This window comes from Klebsiella sp. KE9456 (genome assembly GCF_043832615.1).
In the GTDB taxonomy this organism is placed as follows: Bacteria; Pseudomonadota; Gammaproteobacteria; order Enterobacterales; family Enterobacteriaceae; genus Klebsiella; species Klebsiella indica.
Genome location: NZ_JBDYQK010000008.1, coordinates 43,672 through 63,166, shown reverse-complemented (window position 1 = coordinate 63,166; position 19,495 = coordinate 43,672). Strand labels below are relative to the sequence as shown.

The following is a 19,495-nucleotide window of genomic DNA, read 5'->3' as shown; positions in this document are numbered from 1 at the left end:
CCCGGTGAAAACGCGATAAACAGCGGCCATGTTCACCAGCGGCAAGGTTTTACTCAATCAGATTTATCAGATATCCCGCGTCATCAGCCCGGATGTTTGCAAATATTGCAGGAGGATCACCGCTTTGCCATCGCGAATCTCCCCGTTCGCGACCATCTCCAGCGCCTGGCTAAAAGGCAGTTCCAGCACCTCAATATCTTCATCATCAACGCCGCCACCGCCGTTTGCCCGTTGGGCATCGCTGTATTCGGCGATAAAGAAATGGATAAGCTCGGTGACGCCGCCTGGAGACATATACAGCTCAAACAGTTTACGCACTTCCCCAACCTCGAAACCGGTCTCTTCAATGGCCTCTTTGCGCACACAGACTTCCGGCTCGTCATTATCCAGTAGCCCGGCACAGGTTTCGATCAGCATGCCATCCTGATTACCGTTTACCCAGGTGGCGACGCGGAACTGGCGTACCAGCACGACACTCTGCTTACGCCGGTTATACAGCATGATGGTGGCGCCGTTTCCGCGATCGTAAACCTCACGCTTATGGCGCACCACGCTGCCATCGCTGCGCGTGAGTTCATAGGTCATATTGCGTAAAACAAACCAGTTTTCGGAGAGGATTTTATCTTTGATGACGTTGATATTGAGTGACATACAGGCCCCACAGCATAGAATGACGTCGTCATACTACGCCGCGGGACCCGCTTTGTCGTTAGTGAAGCGGATTCGATTTCACACCGAGGAAATCCATTATCCCCTGCGCAGCATGGCGTCCTTCCGCCATCGCCGTCACCACAAGGTCAGCGCCGCGCACGGCATCCCCCCCGGCAAACACCTTACGATGGGTAGTCTGATAACGATAGCGGCTTTCAACGCTGGCTTTAATCCGACCGCGACTATCAAGCTGTACGCCGATCGACTCCAGCCAGGGCATGCCGTGTGGATGGAAACCAAAAGCCATGATCACCACATCGGCAGGCATCACGAACTCGCTTCCCGGGATCGGCGACGGACGGCGACGCCCCTGAGCATCCGGCTCGCCAAGTTGGGTACGCAGGAAGCGTACGCCGTTAACGTGGCCTTCCGCATCCAGTTCCAGCGTCACTGGCTGGACGTTAAACTCAAACATCGCCCCCTCTTCACGCGCGTTTTTAACCTCTTTCTTCGAGCCCGGCATGTTGGCTTCATCGCGACGATAGGCGCAGGTGACCTGTTTCGCGCCGTGGCGCAGCGAAGTCCGCACACAGTCCATCGCCGTATCGCCGCCGCCCAGCACGACAACATTCAGCCCCTCGGTGTTGATGTAAGGCTCATCCTGCAGCTCAGCAAGCCCCATCACCTGCCGGGTGTTGGCAATCAGGAATGGCAACGCATCATACACGCCTGGCGCGTCTTCATTTGGCAGATCCGCTTTCATTGAACGGTAGGTTCCGGTGCCGATAAACACCGCATCGTAGTCGTCAAGCAGCGTGGTCAACGGGAGATCTTTGCCTATCTCGCAGTTAAGCTCAAAGCGCACGCCCATCTGGGTAAAGATTTCACGCCGCCGGGCAAGGAGCGATTTATCCAGCTTAAACGCCGGAATACCAAAGGTCAGCAAGCCGCCGATTTCCGGGTGGCGATCAAACACCACTGGCCGAACGCCGTTGCGCACCAGATTATCAGCGCAGGCAAGCCCGGCGGGGCCGGCGCCGATAATCGCCACTCGCCTGCCGCTTTCAACCACCTGCGAGAGATCCGGCCGCCAGCCGCTGGCCAGCGCCTGGTCGGAAATATAGCGTTCAATGTTGCCGATAGTGACCGAACCGTACTCATCGCGCAGCGTACAGGCCCCTTCGCACAGGCGATCCTGCGGGCAGACACGGCCAGTAATTTCCGGCAGACAGTTGGTCTGATGAGAAAGCTCCACCGCGGAGGAGATATCGCCCGCTTTGACGCGCTCAATCCACTGCGGAATATGGTTATGCAGCGGACAGGTCCATTCGCAAATACTGTGTTCGCCGCACTTCAGGCAGCGTTCCGCCTCACGGCTGGCCTGTCCGGCGCTAAACGGGAGATATATTTCGGCGAAATTAGCTTTACGCGCCTCAGCAGACAGTTTATCGGCCTCGCCACGCGGCGGCGTGGCGGCCATGCGCGCCGCTTTTCCGACAGAGCGCAGTGGGACCACCGCGCCGGAATGGCTGTGCCACGGCTGAGCGTCCATCCGCGCCGCGCGTTGCCGGCGCTGTTTCGCCAGATTCAGCAGCGTGTCGTCCGTCGCCAGCTGCAGTGCCTCGGCCGGGCAATTCTGTACGCAAGCAGGCCCCTCTTCACGACCGCTGCACAAATCGCATTTGTGTGCTGTCGCCTTGACGCTTCCCGCCTTTACCGGCGTAAGGACGATTTGCATCACACCAAACGGACAGGCGACCATACAGGATTTACAACCAATGCATTTCTCCTGATTAACCTGGACACTGCCGTTAAGCTGGCTGATGGCGCCATTTGGACAACTGCGGGCACAGGGAGCCCCTTCACAATGATGACATGTTACTGCGTTACGCTTTTGCTCGCCTTTGATAACCGTGATACGCGGCAAAAAACGCTGCGGGGTCAATACATGCTGCTCATCGTTGTGCGCCATAACGCAGGCAACTTCACAAGCCTTGCATCCGATGCACTTATGACTATCGCTTAAAATAAAGTGGTTCATGACATCCTTCAGTATTAGTGGTGAATAACCCCTCAATTCGCATGCCTATCTATTAACCGACAAGGCGGTACCGGAACAATGTACATTTGCCCAGGATGGCGATTTTTTGGTAATAACCCGAGTTGGATCAATTTTTTTGACTTAAATGAAATTGCGTTTTATTTATTCAGGTAATAATTGCTTACGCCAGAGAAGCTGCGGCGACGGGAAGAACGTGGAAATATTGATAAAGGTAGAGAGAGAAGGACGATTCTTTACGCTACCAGAAACGGCGCACGATAACTTACACGTTCTCCTTGCTTTCTCCACAGTTGTCTGAGAGCTTGCCGCTAGAGTGTCACAGGCTGCGCAATAACAAAAAAATGCACACAATGAGGTCCTGATTCTGATGGCGAATTTTTTTATCGATCGCCCCATTTTTGCGTGGGTTCTGGCCATCCTTTTATGCCTGACCGGAACGCTTGCAATCTTATCGCTTCCCGTTGAGCAATATCCCGAACTGGCCCCGCCTAACGTGCGGATCACCGCGAACTATCCCGGCGCTTCAGCACAGACGCTGGAAAATACCGTCACCCAGGTTATCGAACAAAACATGACGGGCCTTGACAACCTGATGTATATGTCATCGCAAAGCAGCGGTTCCGGCCAGGCCACGATTACGCTAAGTTTTACCGCCGGCACCGACCCGGATGAAGCCGTCCAGCAGGTACAAAACCAGTTGCAATCGGCAATGCGCAAGCTCCCCCAGGCCGTACAAAACCAGGGCGTGACGGTGAGAAAAACCGGGGACACCAACATCCTGACTCTTGCTTTCGTCTCCACCGACGGCAGTATGGATAAACAAGACATCGCCGACTACGTCGCCAGTAATATTCAGGAGCCGCTCAGTCGCGTGAACGGCGTCGGCGATATCGACGCTTACGGTTCGCAGTACGCGATGCGCATCTGGCTCGATCCGGCCAAACTCAATAGTTTTCAGATGACGGCGAGCGATGTCACTGACGCCATTTCCGCGCAAAATGCGCAAATCGCTGTCGGTCAACTGGGCGGCACGCCATCGGTGGATAAGCAGGCGCTGAACGCCACCATTAATTCGCAATCGCTGTTACAAACCCCGGAGCAGTTCCGCAATATCACGTTACGAGTGAATCCGGATGGTTCCGAAGTCACCCTTGGCGACGTGGCTACCGTCGAAATGGGCGCGGAGAAATATGATTATCTCAGTCGCTACAACCGCCAGGCGGCCTCCGGCCTGGGGATCAAGCTGGCTTCCGGCGCTAACGAAATGGCAACCGCCGAGCGCGTTATCGATCGCCTGAACGAACTATCGCAATACTTCCCGCACGGCCTGCAATACAAAGTCGCTTACGAGACGACGTCTTTCGTCAAAGCATCCATTACCGACGTCGTCAAAACGCTGCTTGAGGCCATCGTACTGGTGTTCCTCGTGATGTATCTGTTCCTGCAAAACTTCCGCGCCACGCTTATCCCGACGATTGCCGTACCGGTGGTGCTGATGGGCACCTTCGCCATCCTCTATGTCTGCGGTTACAGTATCAACACCTTAACCATGTTCGCCATGGTGCTGGCAATCGGTCTGTTGGTGGATGATGCTATCGTGGTGGTGGAAAACGTCGAACGTATCATGAGCGAGGAGGGCCTCTCGCCGCGCGAAGCGACGCGTAAATCGATGGGGCAGATCCAGGGCGCGCTGGTTGGCATCGCGATGGTCCTGTCGGCGGTATTTGTGCCAATGGCCTTTTTCGGCGGCACAACCGGCGCGATCTATCGTCAGTTCTCAATTACCATTGTTTCAGCGATGGTACTGTCTGTTCTGGTGGCGATGATTCTGACGCCCGCCCTGTGCGCCACCTTACTGAAGCCGATTCACCGCGGAGACGATCACGGGAAACGGGGCTTCTTCGGCGGGTTTAACCGCCTATTTAACCGCAACGCCAGCCGCTACGAATCCGCGGTGGCGAAAATTCTTCATCGTTCGCTGCGCTGGATAATGATCTACATTCTGCTGCTGGGCGGCATGGTCTTTCTGTTTCTGCATCTGCCGACGTCGTTCCTGCCGCAGGAGGACCGTGGAATGTTTATCACTTCAGTACAGTTGCCTGGCGGCTCGACCCAGCAACAAACGCTGAAAGTGGTGCAGAAGGTAGAAGATTATTTCCTGAAAAAGGAGAAAGCGAACGTTGAATCGGTGTTCGCAACAATCGGTGCCGGCCCCGGTGGCAACGGCCAGAACGTGGCGCGAATGTTCATACGCCTGAAAGACTGGAACCAGCGCGATCCGACGAGCGGTTCCTCTTTCGCCATCATCGAACGCGCAACGAAAGCGTTTAACAAGATTAAAGAGGCTCGCGTCTTTGCCAGCAGCCCACCGGCTATCAGCGGACTCGGCAGTTCAGCCGGTTTCGATATGGAACTGGAGGACCACGCGGGCAACGGGCACGATGCGCTGATGGCCGCCCGCGATACTCTGCTGGAACTGGCCGCGCAAAATAAACAGCTAACCCGCGTACGCCACAACGGCCTCGACGATAGCCCACAATTGCAGATCGATATCGATCAACGTAAAGCTCAGGCGCTGGGCCTTTCCATCGACGATATCAACGACACGCTGCAAACCGCATGGGGTTCAAGCTACGTCAATGACTTTATGGATCGTGGGCGCGTAAAGAAAGTCTATGTCCAGGCGGCTGCGCCGTATCGCATGCTACCAGACGATATCAATCTATGGTACGTGCGCAACAGTAGCGGCACAATGGTCCCCTTCTCCGCCTTCGCCACCTCCCACTGGGAGACCGGTTCGCCGCGCCTGGAGCGCTACAACGGCTACTCGGCGGTAGAAATCATCGGCGAAGCCGCGCCCGGTGTCAGTACCGGCACCGCCATGACGATTATGGAAAAACTGGCTCAGCAGTTGCCGAACGGTTTTGGCCTTGAATGGACGGCGATGTCCTTGCAGGAACGTCTCTCCGGCGCGCAGGCGCCGGCCCTGTATGCGATTTCTCTGCTGGTGGTGTTCTTATGCCTGGCGGCGCTGTATGAAAGCTGGTCGGTGCCGTTCTCGGTGATGCTGGTGGTGCCGCTGGGGGTTATTGGCGCGCTACTGGCAACCTGGGCGCGCGGGCTCAACAACGATGTCTACTTCCAGGTGGGCCTGTTGACGGTTATCGGCCTGTCGGCCAAAAACGCTATTCTTATCGTCGAGTTTGCCAATGAGTTAAACCAGAAAGGCGAGGATCTGCTTACCGCGACGTTATCGGCCTGCCGTCAGCGTCTGAGGCCAATTCTGATGACCTCGCTGGCGTTTATCTTCGGCGTACTGCCAATGGCCATCAGCACCGGTGCGGGTTCCGGCAGCCAGCATGCCGTCGGCACCGGTGTTATGGGGGGCATGCTCTCTTCCACCCTACTGGCTATCTTCTTCGTGCCGCTGTTCTTCACGCTTGTGCGACGCCGTTTTCCGCTCAAGGAACGGCCACAATAGCAGAAGCGATGGTGACAGTTTTCACCGGGGCAAATAACAGAAAAGGCGACATATGGTGTCGCCTTTTTCATGTGGCCGCTTCAACTGCATTATTATCCTGCTCGTGGAATCGCCCTGCTCTCATTGTGGAAACTTATTTACGAAGCATACCTTCGATAAAATCTTTCCAGTTCCCCAGTTCATGCTCAATCATACTAACCTCTCTTATTATTATGGGTAATTTTATGCAAATTTGTTGTTAATGAAAAGTTTGTTTTTGCTATCGCTCTCATTGCTTTACTATCGTCTCCGACATGTTCCCCTTTCATTCGTAAGTACTATGAGCCTATTTGTGGCGGTTTAATGTGACCAATAGCAACATTCATTCATCTGCTCAATCCGCCAGCCCTGACCCCGGGTCGGGATAAGCACAAACGAGAGGTTAAAAAACAGACGAAAAATATTACATTCAAACTATCCTGCGGGAAAAAAAGATATTTATTACAGTCATTCGCGTATTATTTAGGGTATCTATTCGGAGTATCTCAATCCAAAGATTAAGAGCCTATCCCACCAGGCGTTATTGGCGCAGACAGTTTGAACACGGCCAGCGCGGAAGAACCGGAGCGTACACGTAGTACGTGAGGATTCTGAGCACTGCCCAGGTTCAAAATGACAAGCAAAATAGCCCTAATGGGACAGGCTCTAATTCAAAGAGAAAGGTTTAATCATGCTAACCCTGTACGGAATTAAAAACTGCGACACCATAAAAAAGGCCCGCCGCTGGCTGGACGCCCATCAGCTTGAATATCGCTTTCATGATTATCGTGCTGATGGCCTGAGTCGCGAATTAGTCGACACCTTTATCGCCGAACTCGGCTGGGAAGCCCTGCTCAACACCCGAGGGACCACCTGGCGCAAACTGGATGAAACGGTTCGCGCCAGTATCAATAACGCCGACGCCGCAGCGGATCTGATGCTGGAAATGCCGGCAATCATCAAGCGCCCATTGCTCTGTGCGCCTGGTAAGCCTATGCTGCTGGGTTTCAGTGAATCAAGTTATCAGCAGTTTAACGAGGTGTAGTCTATGTCTTGCCCGGTCATTGAGCTTGCTCAGCAGCTTATTCGCCGCCCTTCCCTCAGCCCCGATGACGCGGGGTGTCAGGCATTAATGATTGAACGTCTGCGGGCGATTGGCTTTACCGTCGAACCGATGGATTTCGGCGATACTCAAAATTTCTGGGCCTGGCGTGGGCACGGAGAGACGCTGGCCTTCGCCGGCCACACCGATGTTGTTCCCTCAGGTGACGCTGACCGCTGGATTAACCCACCGTTCGAGCCGACCATTCGTGACGGCATGCTGTTTGGCCGCGGCGCGGCGGATATGAAAGGTTCTCTGGCCGCGATGGTGGTTGCCGCCGAACGTTTTGTCGCTCATCACCCTGACCATAAAGGCCGTCTGGCGTTTCTGATCACTTCTGATGAAGAGGCCAGCGCGAAAAATGGCACCGTCAAGGTCGTTGAAGCGCTGATGGCACGCAACGAACGCCTGGATTACTGCCTCGTCGGCGAACCGTCCAGCACCGAAGTCGTCGGCGATGTGGTCAAAAATGGCCGTCGCGGTTCGCTGACCTGTAACCTGACCATTCACGGCGTTCAGGGGCACGTTGCCTATCCGCATCTCGCCGATAACCCGGTACACCGCGCTGCGCCGATGCTGGCTGAACTGGTGAACATTGAGTGGGATCAAGGCAACGAATTTTTCCCGCCAACCAGTATGCAAATCGCTAATGTGCGCTCAGGAACCGGCAGCAACAATGTGATTCCCGGCGATATGTTTGTGCAGTTCAACTTCCGTTTTAGCACCGAGCTCACCGACGAAATGATTAAAGCGCGCGTCGTGGCCCTGCTGGAGAAGCACGCGCTACGTTACAGCGTTGAGTGGTGGCTTTCAGGCCAGCCATTCCTGACCAGCCGCGGTAAGCTGGTGGATGCCGTCGTAAACGCCATTGAGCACTATAATGAAATAAAGCCGCAGTTGCTGACTAATGGCGGCACTTCCGACGGGCGCTTTATCGCGCGCATGGGCGCGCAGGTGGTTGAACTGGGGCCTGTGAATGCCACCATTCATAAAATCAATGAGTGCGTAAATGCCGCCGACCTCCAGCTGCTGGCGCGGATGTATCAACGCATTATGGAACAACTGATCGCCTGAGGGCATTGCCGGAAAAGGAGTAGCGCATGGAGTGGCTCATCAAACACTGGTGGATCCTGGTATTAGTCTTTTTAGTGGGGGTGATCATCAACGTGATTAAAGATCTTAACCGCGTTGACCACAAAAAATTTCTCAACAATAAGCCGGATTTGCCGCCGCATCGTGACTTCAACGACAAGTGGGACGATGATGACGACTGGCCTAAAAACGACCAGTCAAAGAAATAAGCGTATTGTTCAGCCTGACCAGCCGCGCTTTTTAAACATTAACCCCGGTATCTGTTTTTCACTACCGGGGTTTTTATTACAGCAGTTCGATAATATCGTCGTCCTGCGGCTTGCCGCCGCTGAGCGCTTCGTCGAAATAGTGCTTCGGTACGGTAAAACGCAGATGATCGAGGGCAAACTGCATGCTTTGCTCATTAATCGCGTGTCCCAGCCCCTCAACAATATCCAGCGTCACGTCACCGCCTGCCTGTTGTAACGCCTCCTGTCCCGCTACCGCCCATGCCAGATCGATGACACGATCCTCGCCGCCGTGAATCAGGTGGATGGTCGTGGCCGTGCTCGCCGACTCGGGCATCGTCGCATAGCGACCATTAAAGGCAATCACCCGCGAGGCCAGACCCGGCTCCGCCTTAATACTTTCGAGGGACATAATCGCGCCCTGCGAGAAGCCGATCAGCGCCGTCGCCTGCGGGCTGACGCCGCTTTGCTGCTGCCAGTAGCGAACCGTGTCAATAAAGGTCGGCATAATGGCATCCACGCGCTGCTGGCGGTTATCTTCAGTAACGCCCTGCACGGAAAACCACTGGCGCCCCGGCGGCGGCCCGCACGGCTCTGCGCCGCCGATGCTGACAATCAGCGCATCAGGAAAGAGCGGGGCAAACCAGCTACCAATTTGCCCCATGGCAACCGGGTTATCGCCGACGCCATGAAACAGCAGCAGCAGTTGCTGTGCAGGTGTCGCAGGGCTTTGAACAATAAAATGATCGTGTTTCATGGCTGTCTCCTTAATGTCTGCAAGGAAGTTTACGCCACAGGCGGAATATGACCATGTCATTTAACTGAAGGAGTTAGTTAAAAAAATTGCAGAATTGTCACCTGCTGGCGCAGGGCATCGGCACGGGTTGCGTTAAGGCTGGATAACGCCTGGGCCGCCTCTTCCCGTAGCCTGACCAGCAGGGCTTTGCGCCCGGATATCTGTAGCGCCCGGCACAGCGTCGACTCGTCCTGCCGCCGCAGACGCGCCCGCAGCGCCGGTAGCGGTAAATCAACCTGCATAAGCAGGCGGTTCAGGCTGCCCGCCGACGCCAGCAACGGACGATGGGCAAAAGCAAAGCCCGCCACCTCCAGCCAGTCCTCCTCCGTAAGGATAGTCGCTTCCTGCATTGTCAGCGGAAAAGCGCCATCCCGCCAGTCACGTAGCCAGTACTCGTCGCGCAACAGTCGCTGCGCTTCCTTATTAACCAGTTGGTGACCCGACTCGCTGAGGGGATAGAGCGCCATCGCGGTATAACAGCCGCTGCTGGCTTCCCGGTGGGTTCCTAAACGTACCAGCGTAAAACCGCAACGCTGCCAGAAACGCCATAGCTCCGGCGTGTAACCAAAACTGACGGAAAGATAATCCCGGTCCGCCGCCAGAGATATCGCCCGGGCCACCAGCCGTTGCCCCAGTCCCTCACGCTGGCGGGCCGGATGCACGGCAATACGGCTGATACGCAGCCCGGTCAACGTTGCCGCCAGCGGACTGCCGCCGTGCGCCGCCAGCGACTGGGCAACCAGATTACCACGCGGTCGACGGAACCCGGCCCACACAGCCTGGCTAAGCGAGGGCTCAAGCCCGCCCTCTTCCACCAGCCACAGCGCCCCGGCAACGCGGTCGCCGCTGCGGGCGCAGACAAAATGCTGTCCTGGCGCATCCATCATACGCCGCAGATCCAGCGGAGAGGTACGATAATGCGCGCCGGAGAGCAACTGGTACATCGCTTCCGGTAGCCCGGGATATTGCCGCCAGAGGGCCTGATCGACGCTTTCCAGCATCACATCGCCAATTGGCTGCTGGCAGAAAGTCTCGTCGCCAAACAGCAGCAGTTGCGCAATCATCGCTTCCAGCGGGCAGCCTGCCGCCCAACGGACAGGCGTCGTCAAACTGAACTGCCGCAAATGCGTAAAACTGGCGCAAAACTTAAGCAGAAAGCCGCGTCCGGTACCTTCATACCCCTGCACGGTCGTGGTCAACAGCGTTCGCGGAAAGCGGGCGATAAGCTGGCGCAACTGCGGGCCAGGAATGGCGGCGGCCTCGTCGACAATCAGCCATGAAGCATTGCATTCTGACGCCAGTAATGCATCGGGAGCCATAAAACGAAAATCCCCTCCGGCGAAAGCCGCCATCACATCGGTTGCTCCACGTGCAGGCGCCGTAACAATGGCATCGCCCGCCAGTTGGCGAATAAGCATTCCGGCGAGAGCGGACTTTCCTCGCCCGCGTTCTGCGATCAGCGCGGCAATACCGGGGGAAAAATCGGCCAGTTCGGCAAGAACGGTGGCCTGCTCCGCCTGCGGATGACCATCAGCAGGATGCCATGCGACGCGCGCTGAAAAGTCCGGCACAACCAGTTTGTGTCTCTGCCGCCAGAGAATGGACTCACTATCGGCAATAATTTGCTGACAGAAGCGGTAGACAAAATTCGGCGCAACCACAGGCAGGAGAGTGTCGCTCCAGCGCAAAGAATCCGCATCTGGCCGCATGGCCCACTGCGCGAAATCAGGCGTCAGCAGGATCAGCCAGCTTCCGGCGCGCAGCGTACCGGCGAGCGCAGCCAGCGCCGCGACATCAAAGCCCTCGCGGGCATCAAAAAAGGCATGCTGAAATTCGCGTCCCAGCAGGGATTTCAGCGTTCCAGGTGAGGTGTACGGTGCCGGCATCGGCTGCGGGCCGACCCACAGACCGTCACCGGCCAGCGCCGTTCGCAGTATTTGCGCCTGACGCAAAGTCCAGGCATCATCGCCGCTGAGGACCAGCAGACGACGGATGCCTTCACGCGCCATTTGTGTGGTCAGATGAAGCAGTTCATCCATGACGGGCCGAGGTTATAACGTACTGCCAAATGTATTGCACTGCGCCGGGTCACCGCTGTCAAAACCGCGCTTAAACCAGGTATAGCGCTGCTGTGACGTCCCGTGGGTAAAGCTGTCCGGCACCACGCGCCCCTGGCTCTGCTGCTGCAAGCGGTCATCGCCAATCGCCTCTGCGGCGTTCAGCGCCTCCTGCAGATCGCCGGCCTCCAGTAAATCCTGCTTCTGCATATTGTAGCCCCAGACGCCCGCAAAACAGTCCGCCTGTAGCTCCATTTTTACCGACAGGCGATTGGCTTCCGCCTGTGAAGCATTCTGCTGTAGCTGGCGCACTTTCGATTCAATCCCCAGCAGCTTTTGCACATGATGGCCCACTTCATGGGCGATAACGTAACCCTGGGCGAAATCGCCGCCCGCGCCGAGCCTGGTTTTCATGTCATCGTAGAACGACAGATCGATATAAACAGTGCTGTCTGCGGGACAGTAAAATGGCCCCATCACCGACTGGCCAGTACCGCAGCCGGTTGGCGTCGAACCGCGATACATCACCAGCCTCGGTTGCCGATACTGATTGCCCATATCGTTAAAAATCGCGCCCCAGGTATCTTCCGTATCCGCCAGAACCACTTTCGTGAATGTCGCGGCTTCGTCATCCTGCGGGCTGATGGAGCGTTGGTTGGTGGTCTGCTGCTGAGAGAGCGGTTCGCCGGTCAACATACCGGTTAAATCTACGCCGTAATAGCCCGCCACCAGAATAATAATCAGCAGCACAATGCCGCCTTTCCCGCTGGGAAGACGAAAACCCCCGCCCCCGCCCATTGACGAACCAGATTGACCACGGCGATCTTCAACATTGTCGCTTTCGCGACGTCCTTGCCAACGCATAACTACCTCTATCTTCTTCTATAAATTACTCCTACGATCGTAGGCGGTTATGAACGGGATTACCACTGGAAATATGTCGGAGGGCATGTCCCCGGCCTCACGTTATCTGACCGGAATACGGAGAGTTATTGTCGACCTGATGAGCATAACGTCATCAGTGACATGCCGGATGGCGACGTAAACGGTGCATCCGGCATGGAGAGCGAGGCCTGTCAGCCCGGCAGAGAGGAAGGCTTAATCCAGTTTGACACCTAAACGGTGCGCCACTTCTTCGTAGGCTTCAATCAGACCGCCAAGGCTCTGGCGGAAGCGGTCTTTATCCATTTTATCCATGGTCTTTTTATCCCACAGGCGGCTGCCGTCCGGAGAGAATTCGTCACCCAGCACCACTTCACCTTTGAACAGACCAAACTCCAGCTTGAAGTCCACCAGGATCAGGCCTGCGTCGTCGAACAGCTTTTTCAGCACATCGTTAGCTTTATAGGTCAGTTCCCGCATCCGGGCCAGGTTCTCTTTGCTCACCCAGCCAAAGGTTTCGCAGTAGGATTCGTTGACCATTGGGTCATGCATGGCGTCGTTTTTCAGGAACAGGTCGAACAACGGCGGATTCAGTTCAATACCTTCTTCAATCCCTAAGCGTTTTACCAGAGAACCGGCAGCGCGGTTACGCACCACGCACTCCACCGGCACCATATCCAGCTTTTTAACCAGACATTCGGTATCGGACAGCAGCGCTTCCATCTGGGTCGGGATACCCGCTTCCGCCAGCTTGCTCATAATGAAATGGTTGAACTTGTTGTTCACCATGCCTTTACGATCAAACTGCTCAATGCGAGCGCCATCCCCTGCTGACGTATCGTTACGGAATTCGAGTATCAACAGATCCGGATTTTCGGTGCTGTATACCGTTTTCGCTTTACCACGATACAACTCAGCTTGCTTTTTCATCTTTCACCACTCCAGTGATATTAAGCCCAAAAAATACATTCCCGCCTGTACACAACATCATTCAAAGCGCATTGAGGCGGCAACTGAGCGAATCCCCGGTCATTAACATAAGCAAGTGACTGGGGTGAACGAAGGCAACCAACAACGACGCAATTTGAAGGATGATGCGCATACGCACACGTTTGCGTCACTATACATTAAAAAGGGCCGGATTGCTCCAGCCCTGTTTATTACTTACTGAATGCCGCCTGGAATACGGCGACCAGCGCATCATTTTGCGACTGCGTCAACGTATGCCCTTTCGGATCGATAAACTGCAGACTGCTGCGGTTATCGAGATCCCCGACCTGCAGTTTATAATCGCCGGATACCAGCTGCGGGTCGCGAGCCCCCAGATCGGTCCAGCCGCTGTCAGATAGCGGTTTGTAAGTCACAGAAAGACTGCCCTGAGAACGAGAGCTGTCGGTTACCTTCATCCCCACTTTTCCCAGCGCGCCCGGCAGACGTTGCCAAACCAGGTTAAACGGCGCACGCACCACCAGCATCGGCAGGCCGGTGTCATCAGCCGCGCTCTGCACGTCGAAAGTCGCTCCGGCATTTTTCTGCGCGGCGTTCTGTGCGTTGGTGGCGTTCAGATCCAGCCCCTCGGAAATGACGTTCAGCATCGCGGTGCTGTAGCGCTGCAGCGACGCCGGATCGGCAACGGGTTTACCCGCTTGCTCCAGGTTCACCAGCTTCACGATCACTGCCTGCTGATAGCCCTGCTGCTTCACTGAGATTTGATAGCGACCACGGTACTGCTGATCTTCATCAAGGCGATTCCAGTCGACCCAGTCGGTATTCAGCGTCTGGCTGGCATCATCACGCTTAGCAATAGTGTAGTTTTTCGCCTGCACGATGCTTGCCACCTGTGCCCACAACGAACCGCTGCGGCCATTTTCCACCATCAGCGTCGCGGTATCCCCCTTAAACTGGGTGCTCGCGCCGCTGAGCAGGGCCAGAGGCTGAGCAGGCGGACGGATGTCCAGCGCTTTACCTGTGTTACCGGTGCTGGTCGCAACCGGAATGTTATAATCACCCACCTGAACCGGCAGGATCATGCCTGCTGGCGCATGAAGTTCACTGAGCGGCGTTGCCTGCAAATAGGCCTCATCGCCGCTCACCTGGCGCTTATAGCGCGAATCAGAACTACAGGCCGCGAGGAGTAGAACCAGCGAAACACCCGCAACCTTCGCCAGGCGCGACTTCTGTACTGAGTAAGCCATCAAATCTCCCTAAACTTTACAGCAAACCGGCATGCTTCAACGCGGCGGTGACAGCCTTAATACCATTTTCGGTAATTGGTGTCATCGGCAGACGTAGCGTATCGGTCGCCACAAGACCCAATGCCTTACAGGCCCATTTGGCCGGGATAGGATTGGGTTCGACAAATAATTTGGTATGCAACGGCATCAGACGCTGGTTAATCGCACGCGCTTCAGCAAATTGACCCGCCAGCGCCAGTCGGCACATTTCGGCCATTTCACGCGCCGCAACGTTTGCCGTTACGGAAATCACGCCATGACCACCAAGCTGCATAAAGTCCATTCCGGTCGCGTCATCGCCGCTCAACAGAATAAAGTCATCTGAAACCAGCTCTTTGATCTGATGAACACGCGTTAAGTTCCCCGTTGCTTCCTTAATACCGATAATATTTTTGATTTCCGCCAGACGGCCAACGGTTTCCGGTAACATATCGCACCCCGTACGGGACGGCACATTATACAGAATTTGCGGCAAATCAGTATGTTCGGCAATCGCTTTAAAATGCTGGAACACCCCTTCCTGAGTCGGGCGGTTGTAATAAGGCGTTACCGTCAGACAACCTACCACACCGCTATCGTTAAAGCGTTTAGTCAGACTAATCGCCTCGGCGGTGGCATTCGCACCGGTACCGGCAATCACCGGAATACGCCCGTCAGCCAGTTCCAGCGTCTGCATCACCACATCACCATGCTCTTCATGGCTTAGGGTTGCGGACTCTCCGGTAGTCCCTACCGAAACGATCGCCGAGGTTCCATTGGCGACATGGTAATCAATCAGTTTTTTCAGGCTTGATCGGCAGACATTGCCGTTTTCATCCATCGGCGTGACAAGCGCTACAATACTTCCCGTAAACATGGGCCATCCTCAGAGCAGAAGTGGGATAAGATATTCAATGTTACGTTTGGTGCTGTAATAAAAGCAAGAGACCCGATGCCATCAGGGATGTTGTATGCCGGTTTTTTTTATGCTTTCCTAACGTTACCTCACCTTTTTAAAGGAAGAACAGGTTTGACCGCCTCATTACAACACTATCTGGTTATTACCGCATTGGGCGCAGACCGCCCGGGCATCGTGAATACAATCACTCGCCACGTCAGCAGTTGCGGCTGTAATATCGAAGACAGCCGGTTGGCTATGCTTGGCGACGAGTTTACGTTTATCATGCTGCTTTCCGGCTCGTGGAATGCGATTAACCTGATTGAATCCACTCTGCCGCTGAAAGGCGCCGAGCTGGAACTGCTTATCGTGATGAAGCGTACAACCGCAAGACCGCCTCAGGCGATGCAGAATACCGTCTGGATTCAGGTTGAGGTGCCGGATTCACCGCATATTATTGAGCGATTTACCGCCCTGTGTGATAAATGGAAAATGAATATTGCCGAACTGGTTTCCCGCACCCAATCGGGCGCAAACGACGATTCCGTTCAGCTTTTTATCCAAATCACCGCCCATAGTCCAACAACGCAAAATGCGTCAAATATCGAACAAGCATTTAAAGCACTATGTACAGAACTGAAGGCACAAGGCAGTATTAATATCGTTAATTATTCACAGCATGATGAACAGGATGGAGTTTGAGTAATGAACCCACTGAAAGCCGGTGATATTGCACCGAAATTTAGCTTACCGGACCAGGACGGCGAGGAAGTAAATTTGACCGACTTCCAGGGACAGCGTGTTCTGGTTTATTTTTACCCGAAAGCCATGACCCCGGGCTGCACCGTACAGGCGTGCGGTTTGCGCGATAACATGGACGACCTGAAAAAAGCAGGCGTTGAAGTACTGGGCATCAGTACGGATAAACCAGAAAAACTCTCCCGTTTCGCCGAAAAAGAGCTGCTGAACTTCACTTTGCTCTCTGATGAAAATCATCAGGTATGCGAACAGTTTGGTATCTGGGGTGAAAAAACGTTTATGGGGAAAACCTACGACGGCATTCACCGCATCAGCTTCCTCATTGATGCCGATGGCAAAATCGAGCATGTATTTGATGATTTCAAAACCAGTAATCACCACGAAGTGGTGTTGAACTGGCTGAAAGAAAACGCCTGACGCTGAGAAAAATGCAAGACCCGGGTCGTTACCCAACCACCCGGCGTCTTTTTTAGCGCATATTTTTCAGCTTCTCAGCTACTTCCCGTCTTCGATAACAGGGCCATCCGGCCAGGCATGCATTACCGCTTTGATTAACGTCGCCAGCGGAATCGCGAAGAACACGCCCCAGAATCCCCACAAACCGCCGAAGATAATCACCGACAGAATAATGACCAGCGGATGCAGATTAACCGCTTCTGAGAACAATACCGGAACCAGCAGGTTGCCATCCAGCCCCTGAATAATCAGGTACACCATGAACAGGCTCCAGAACTCGGTGCCCGCGCCAAACTGAAACAGCGCCACGCCAATCACCGGAATGGTGACCACAAACGCGCCAATGTAAGGGATCAATACCGAAAAACCGACCAGCACTGCCAACAATAGCGAATAATTGAGCCCAAAAAGGATAAAGCCAACCCATGTCGCCACGCCGACGACAATCATTTCCAGCACCTTACCGCGTATATAGTTGGTAATTTGCTGGTTCATCTCTTCCCATACCTGCCCGGCCAGACCGCGATTACGCGGCAGAACACGGCGCACGGCATTCAGCATCTGCGCTTTATCTTTCAGCAGGAAGAACACCATCAGCGGGACCAGTACCAGATAGACCGCCAGCGTCAGCAGCCCGACCAGTGAAGCCAGGGAGTATTTCACCACCGAATCGCCGACGGTTAACATCCGGCTGCGCATATTTTCCGCCATCGCGTCGATAATTCCGGCATCCATTAAGGCGGGATAACGACGCGGCACGGTGGCGGCAAAGTCAGAAAGTTTGTTCAGCATGCCAGGCATATCGCGAATCAGATAAATACCCTGTTGCCAGGCAACCGGCATCACCACGAAAGCCATCAGGAGCAAAATACCAACAAACAGAATCAGAACAACTGACGTGGCCCAGGTCCGTGAAAAACCGATGCGCTCCAGTCTGATGGTCGGCCATTCCAGCAAATAAGCCAGTACGATAGACACTAAGAGCGGCGCCAGCAGGCCGCTAAAGAAAAACATAATGCCAAACCCGGCCAACAAAATGACCAGCAGCGCTATTGCCTCCGGATCGCTGAACCGGCGACGATACCACTGCATTAACATCTGAAGCATAAAACCCTTCCCTGAAGAGCGAAGCTGTAACAATCTCAGGAATTGTATCGAAATGTCACAAAAAAGACTTCGCTTTTTATGGGTAAAACGACAAACATTAATGACCGGGTGAATATCATATTTTCAATGCGGTTCACCCCAGCTAAACTCGCTGGAGTTGCGGTCAGGGAACATTACGCCGCACAATCGGTCAAACTGGCACATCCACATTACAGGACAGGGGTTATGTTCAGGCAGTTGAAGAAAACGCTGGTGGCAGCCGTCATCGCGTCGTTGACGCTGGGGTCGATATTACCTGCTTTTGCCGATACCGCAGATACGTTGCCAGACATGGGCACCACCGCAGGAAGCACGCTCTCCATCGGTCAGGAAATGCAGATGGGAGATTACTATGTTCGTCAGCTGCGCGGCAGCGCGCCGTTAATCAACGACCCTCTTCTGGTGCAATATATTAATGGCTTAGGCATGCGGCTGGTCTCGCACGCCAATTCAGTGCGTACGCCATTCCACTTTTATCTGATTAATAATGACGAAATTAACGCCTTTGCTTTCTTCGGCGGCAACGTTGTGCTGCACTCGGCGCTCTTCCGTTACGTGGATAACGAAAGCGAGCTGGCATCCGTCATGGCGCACGAAATTTCACACGTCACCCAACGCCACCTTGCCCGCGCAATGGAAGATCAGAAGCGTAATGCCCCACTGACCTGGGTCGGCGCGCTGGGGTCTATTCTGCTGGCGATGGCCAGCCCGCAGGCCGGGATGGCGGCGCTCACCGGCACGCTTGCCGGTACTCAGCAGGGGATGATCAGCTTTACCCGACAAAACGAAGAAGAGGCGGACCGTATTGGTATTCAGGTGCTTCAGCGTTCAGGGTTCGATCCTCAGGCCATGCCGGCATTTATGGAAAAACTGCTTGACCAATCACGTTATTCGACCCGTCTGCCGGAAATGTTGCTGACTCACCCATTGCCGGAAAGCCGCCTCGCTGACGCCCGCAACCGGGCGAATCAGATGCGCCCGGTTGTCGTGCAATCTTCCGCAAACTTCTATCTGGCAAAGGCCAGAACCCTCGGGATGTACGCTTCCGGAGACAATAAGCTCAATAATGATCTACTGAGCAGTTGGGAAAAAGGCAATATCCGCGAACAACACGCCGCCCGATACGGACGCGCCCTGCTGGCAATGGGCAGCGATAATTACGATCTGGCGCGCAAAACGCTGCAACCGCTGTTAAACGCCGATCCGCAAAACGCCTGGTATCTCGATCTGGCAACCGATATCGACCTCGGGCAAAAGAGAGCAACTGATGCGATCAGGCGCCTGAAAAATGCCCGTGAACTTCGTACCGATCCGGTTCTACAGATAAACCTTGCCAACGCGTTACTGGAAGGCGGGCAACCGGCGGAAGCCGCAACTATTCTTAACCGCTACACCTTTAATAATAAAGAGGACGTCAACGGTTGGGATTTACTGGCCCAGGCGGAAGCCAAACTCGGCAATCGCGATCAGGAACTGGCGGCGCGTGCAGAAAGCATGGCGCTGGTCGGGCGACTCGATCAGGCTATCTCATTACTTAGCCGCGCCAGTTCGCAAGTGAAATTAGGCAGCTTGCAACAAGCGCGCTACGACGCGCGCATCGATCAGTTGCGACAGTTGCAGGAACGCTTCAAACCGTACCAGAAAATGTAAGGAGA

16 protein-coding genes and 1 pseudogene are annotated in these 19,495 nt (G+C 54.8%); 7 read left to right on the top strand and 10 right to left on the bottom strand.

Annotated elements, in window-relative coordinates:
- Nucleotides 1-53: 53 nt before the first annotated feature.
- Together nudK and aegA are read right to left on the bottom strand one after the other, a co-directional pair.
- Nucleotides 54-651, bottom strand: a pseudogene (nudK, locus tag ABK821_RS09900) (GDP-mannose pyrophosphatase NudK).
- A gap of 58 nt (nucleotides 652-709) precedes the next feature.
- The gene (gene aegA / locus ABK821_RS09895) at nucleotides 710-2,692 is read right to left on the bottom strand and encodes a formate-dependent uric acid utilization protein AegA (RefSeq protein WP_142502370.1); all 1,983 of its coding nucleotides are present in this window, start codon (nucleotides 2,690-2,692) and stop codon (nucleotides 710-712) included.
- Nucleotides 2,693-3,080: 388 nt separating this feature from the next.
- Between aegA and acrD the strand changes: the two genes are divergently transcribed.
- Entirely contained in the window at nucleotides 3,081-6,194 is a 3,114-nt protein-coding gene (gene acrD, locus ABK821_RS09890) for a multidrug efflux RND transporter permease AcrD (protein ID WP_343178220.1), read from the top strand.
- Nucleotides 6,195-6,327: 133 nt separating this feature from the next.
- Here the strand turns inward: acrD and ypfM are convergent, their stop codons facing one another.
- Nucleotides 6,328-6,387 (bottom strand): protein YpfM, encoded by a 60-nt coding sequence (ypfM, locus tag ABK821_RS09885; protein WP_100181659.1) that lies wholly within the window; start codon nucleotides 6,385-6,387, stop codon nucleotides 6,328-6,330.
- A 516-nt stretch (nucleotides 6,388-6,903) separates the two neighbouring features.
- On the opposite strand from ypfM, the gene ABK821_RS09880 reads away from it, so the two are divergent.
- From ABK821_RS09880 to ABK821_RS09870, 3 genes are read left to right on the top strand one after another with little or no spacing between them, the layout of a single operon-like run.
- A complete protein-coding gene (locus tag ABK821_RS09880; RefSeq protein WP_138361089.1) occupies nucleotides 6,904-7,257 on the top strand; it encodes an ArsC family reductase in 354 nt (117 codons plus the stop codon).
- Between the two features lie 3 nt (nucleotides 7,258-7,260).
- Nucleotides 7,261-8,388: a succinyl-diaminopimelate desuccinylase gene (gene dapE / locus ABK821_RS09875; RefSeq protein ID WP_138361088.1), complete on the top strand. Its 1,128-nt coding sequence runs from the start codon at nucleotides 7,261-7,263 to the stop codon at nucleotides 8,386-8,388.
- 26 nt (nucleotides 8,389-8,414) lie between these two features.
- Nucleotides 8,415-8,615, top strand: a complete 201-nt coding sequence (locus ABK821_RS09870) for a YpfN family protein (RefSeq protein ID WP_138361087.1) — start codon at nucleotides 8,415-8,417, stop codon at nucleotides 8,613-8,615.
- Between the two features lie 76 nt (nucleotides 8,616-8,691).
- Here the strand turns inward: ABK821_RS09870 and ypfH are convergent, their stop codons facing one another.
- The 6 genes from ypfH to dapA all read right to left on the bottom strand — a co-directional run bounded on the left by ypfH (nucleotide 8,692) and on the right by dapA (nucleotide 15,458).
- Nucleotides 8,692-9,390, bottom strand: coding sequence for an esterase (ypfH, locus tag ABK821_RS09865; RefSeq protein WP_138361086.1), 699 nt, complete (start codon nucleotides 9,388-9,390; stop codon nucleotides 8,692-8,694).
- A gap of 77 nt (nucleotides 9,391-9,467) precedes the next feature.
- The gene (locus ABK821_RS09860; RefSeq protein ID WP_343178905.1) at nucleotides 9,468-11,468 is read right to left on the bottom strand and encodes a GNAT family N-acetyltransferase; all 2,001 of its coding nucleotides are present in this window, start codon (nucleotides 11,466-11,468) and stop codon (nucleotides 9,468-9,470) included.
- Between the two features lie 12 nt (nucleotides 11,469-11,480).
- Nucleotides 11,481-12,350, bottom strand: coding sequence for a neutral zinc metallopeptidase (locus ABK821_RS09855; RefSeq protein WP_138361084.1), 870 nt, complete (start codon nucleotides 12,348-12,350; stop codon nucleotides 11,481-11,483).
- A gap of 234 nt (nucleotides 12,351-12,584) precedes the next feature.
- Entirely contained in the window at nucleotides 12,585-13,298 is a 714-nt protein-coding gene (gene purC, locus ABK821_RS09850) for a phosphoribosylaminoimidazolesuccinocarboxamide synthase (RefSeq protein WP_138361083.1), read from the bottom strand.
- Nucleotides 13,299-13,528: 230 nt separating this feature from the next.
- Entirely contained in the window at nucleotides 13,529-14,563 is a 1,035-nt protein-coding gene (gene bamC, locus ABK821_RS09845; protein ID WP_138361082.1) for an outer membrane protein assembly factor BamC, read from the bottom strand.
- Between the two features lie 16 nt (nucleotides 14,564-14,579).
- Nucleotides 14,580-15,458 carry a 4-hydroxy-tetrahydrodipicolinate synthase gene (gene dapA, locus ABK821_RS09840; protein WP_138361081.1) on the bottom strand — a complete coding sequence of 293 codons (879 nt, stop codon included), beginning with the start codon at nucleotides 15,456-15,458 and terminating at the stop codon, nucleotides 14,580-14,582.
- Nucleotides 15,459-15,611: 153 nt separating this feature from the next.
- On the opposite strand from dapA, the gene ABK821_RS09835 reads away from it, so the two are divergent.
- Both ABK821_RS09835 and bcp read left to right on the top strand, forming a co-directional pair.
- The gene (locus ABK821_RS09835) at nucleotides 15,612-16,181 is read left to right on the top strand and encodes a glycine cleavage system transcriptional repressor (RefSeq protein WP_343178904.1); all 570 of its coding nucleotides are present in this window, start codon (nucleotides 15,612-15,614) and stop codon (nucleotides 16,179-16,181) included.
- A gap of 3 nt (nucleotides 16,182-16,184) precedes the next feature.
- The gene (bcp, locus tag ABK821_RS09830) at nucleotides 16,185-16,655 is read left to right on the top strand and encodes a thioredoxin-dependent thiol peroxidase (RefSeq protein WP_138361079.1); all 471 of its coding nucleotides are present in this window, start codon (nucleotides 16,185-16,187) and stop codon (nucleotides 16,653-16,655) included.
- Between the two features lie 78 nt (nucleotides 16,656-16,733).
- Here the strand turns inward: bcp and ABK821_RS09825 are convergent, their stop codons facing one another.
- On the bottom strand, nucleotides 16,734-17,801 hold the full coding sequence (locus tag ABK821_RS09825) for an AI-2E family transporter (protein WP_343178903.1): 1,068 nt from the start codon (nucleotides 17,799-17,801) through the stop codon (nucleotides 16,734-16,736).
- Nucleotides 17,802-18,026: 225 nt separating this feature from the next.
- On the opposite strand from ABK821_RS09825, the gene bepA reads away from it, so the two are divergent.
- Complete coding sequence (bepA, locus tag ABK821_RS09820; RefSeq protein WP_138361077.1) at nucleotides 18,027-19,490, top strand: beta-barrel assembly-enhancing protease; 1,464 nt, start codon at nucleotides 18,027-18,029, stop codon at nucleotides 19,488-19,490.
- The last annotated feature ends 5 nt before the right edge of the window (nucleotides 19,491-19,495 follow it).

Excerpts from the sequence above, each read along its gene's own strand:
- aegA (WP_142502370.1), bottom strand. The coding sequence starts at position 2,692 with ATGAACCACTTTATTTTAAGCGATAGTCATAAGTGCATCGGATGCAAG.
- acrD (WP_343178220.1), top strand. The coding sequence starts at position 3,081 with ATGGCGAATTTTTTTATCGATCGCCCCATTTTTGCGTGGGTTCTGGCC.
- ABK821_RS09880 (WP_138361089.1), top strand. The coding sequence starts at position 6,904 with ATGCTAACCCTGTACGGAATTAAAAACTGCGACACCATAAAAAAGGCC.
- dapE (WP_138361088.1), top strand. The coding sequence starts at position 7,261 with ATGTCTTGCCCGGTCATTGAGCTTGCTCAGCAGCTTATTCGCCGCCCT.
- ABK821_RS09870 (WP_138361087.1), top strand. The coding sequence starts at position 8,415 with ATGGAGTGGCTCATCAAACACTGGTGGATCCTGGTATTAGTCTTTTTA.
- ypfH (WP_138361086.1), bottom strand. The coding sequence starts at position 9,390 with ATGAAACACGATCATTTTATTGTTCAAAGCCCTGCGACACCTGCACAG.
- ABK821_RS09860 (WP_343178905.1), bottom strand. The coding sequence starts at position 11,468 with ATGGATGAACTGCTTCATCTGACCACACAAATGGCGCGTGAAGGCATC.
- ABK821_RS09855 (WP_138361084.1), bottom strand. The coding sequence starts at position 12,350 with ATGCGTTGGCAAGGACGTCGCGAAAGCGACAATGTTGAAGATCGCCGT.
- purC (WP_138361083.1), bottom strand. The coding sequence starts at position 13,298 with ATGAAAAAGCAAGCTGAGTTGTATCGTGGTAAAGCGAAAACGGTATAC.
- bamC (WP_138361082.1), bottom strand. The coding sequence starts at position 14,563 with ATGGCTTACTCAGTACAGAAGTCGCGCCTGGCGAAGGTTGCGGGTGTT.
- dapA (WP_138361081.1), bottom strand. The coding sequence starts at position 15,458 with ATGTTTACGGGAAGTATTGTAGCGCTTGTCACGCCGATGGATGAAAAC.
- bcp (WP_138361079.1), top strand. The coding sequence starts at position 16,185 with ATGAACCCACTGAAAGCCGGTGATATTGCACCGAAATTTAGCTTACCG.
- ABK821_RS09825 (WP_343178903.1), bottom strand. The coding sequence starts at position 17,801 with ATGCTTCAGATGTTAATGCAGTGGTATCGTCGCCGGTTCAGCGATCCG.
- bepA (WP_138361077.1), top strand. The coding sequence starts at position 18,027 with ATGTTCAGGCAGTTGAAGAAAACGCTGGTGGCAGCCGTCATCGCGTCG.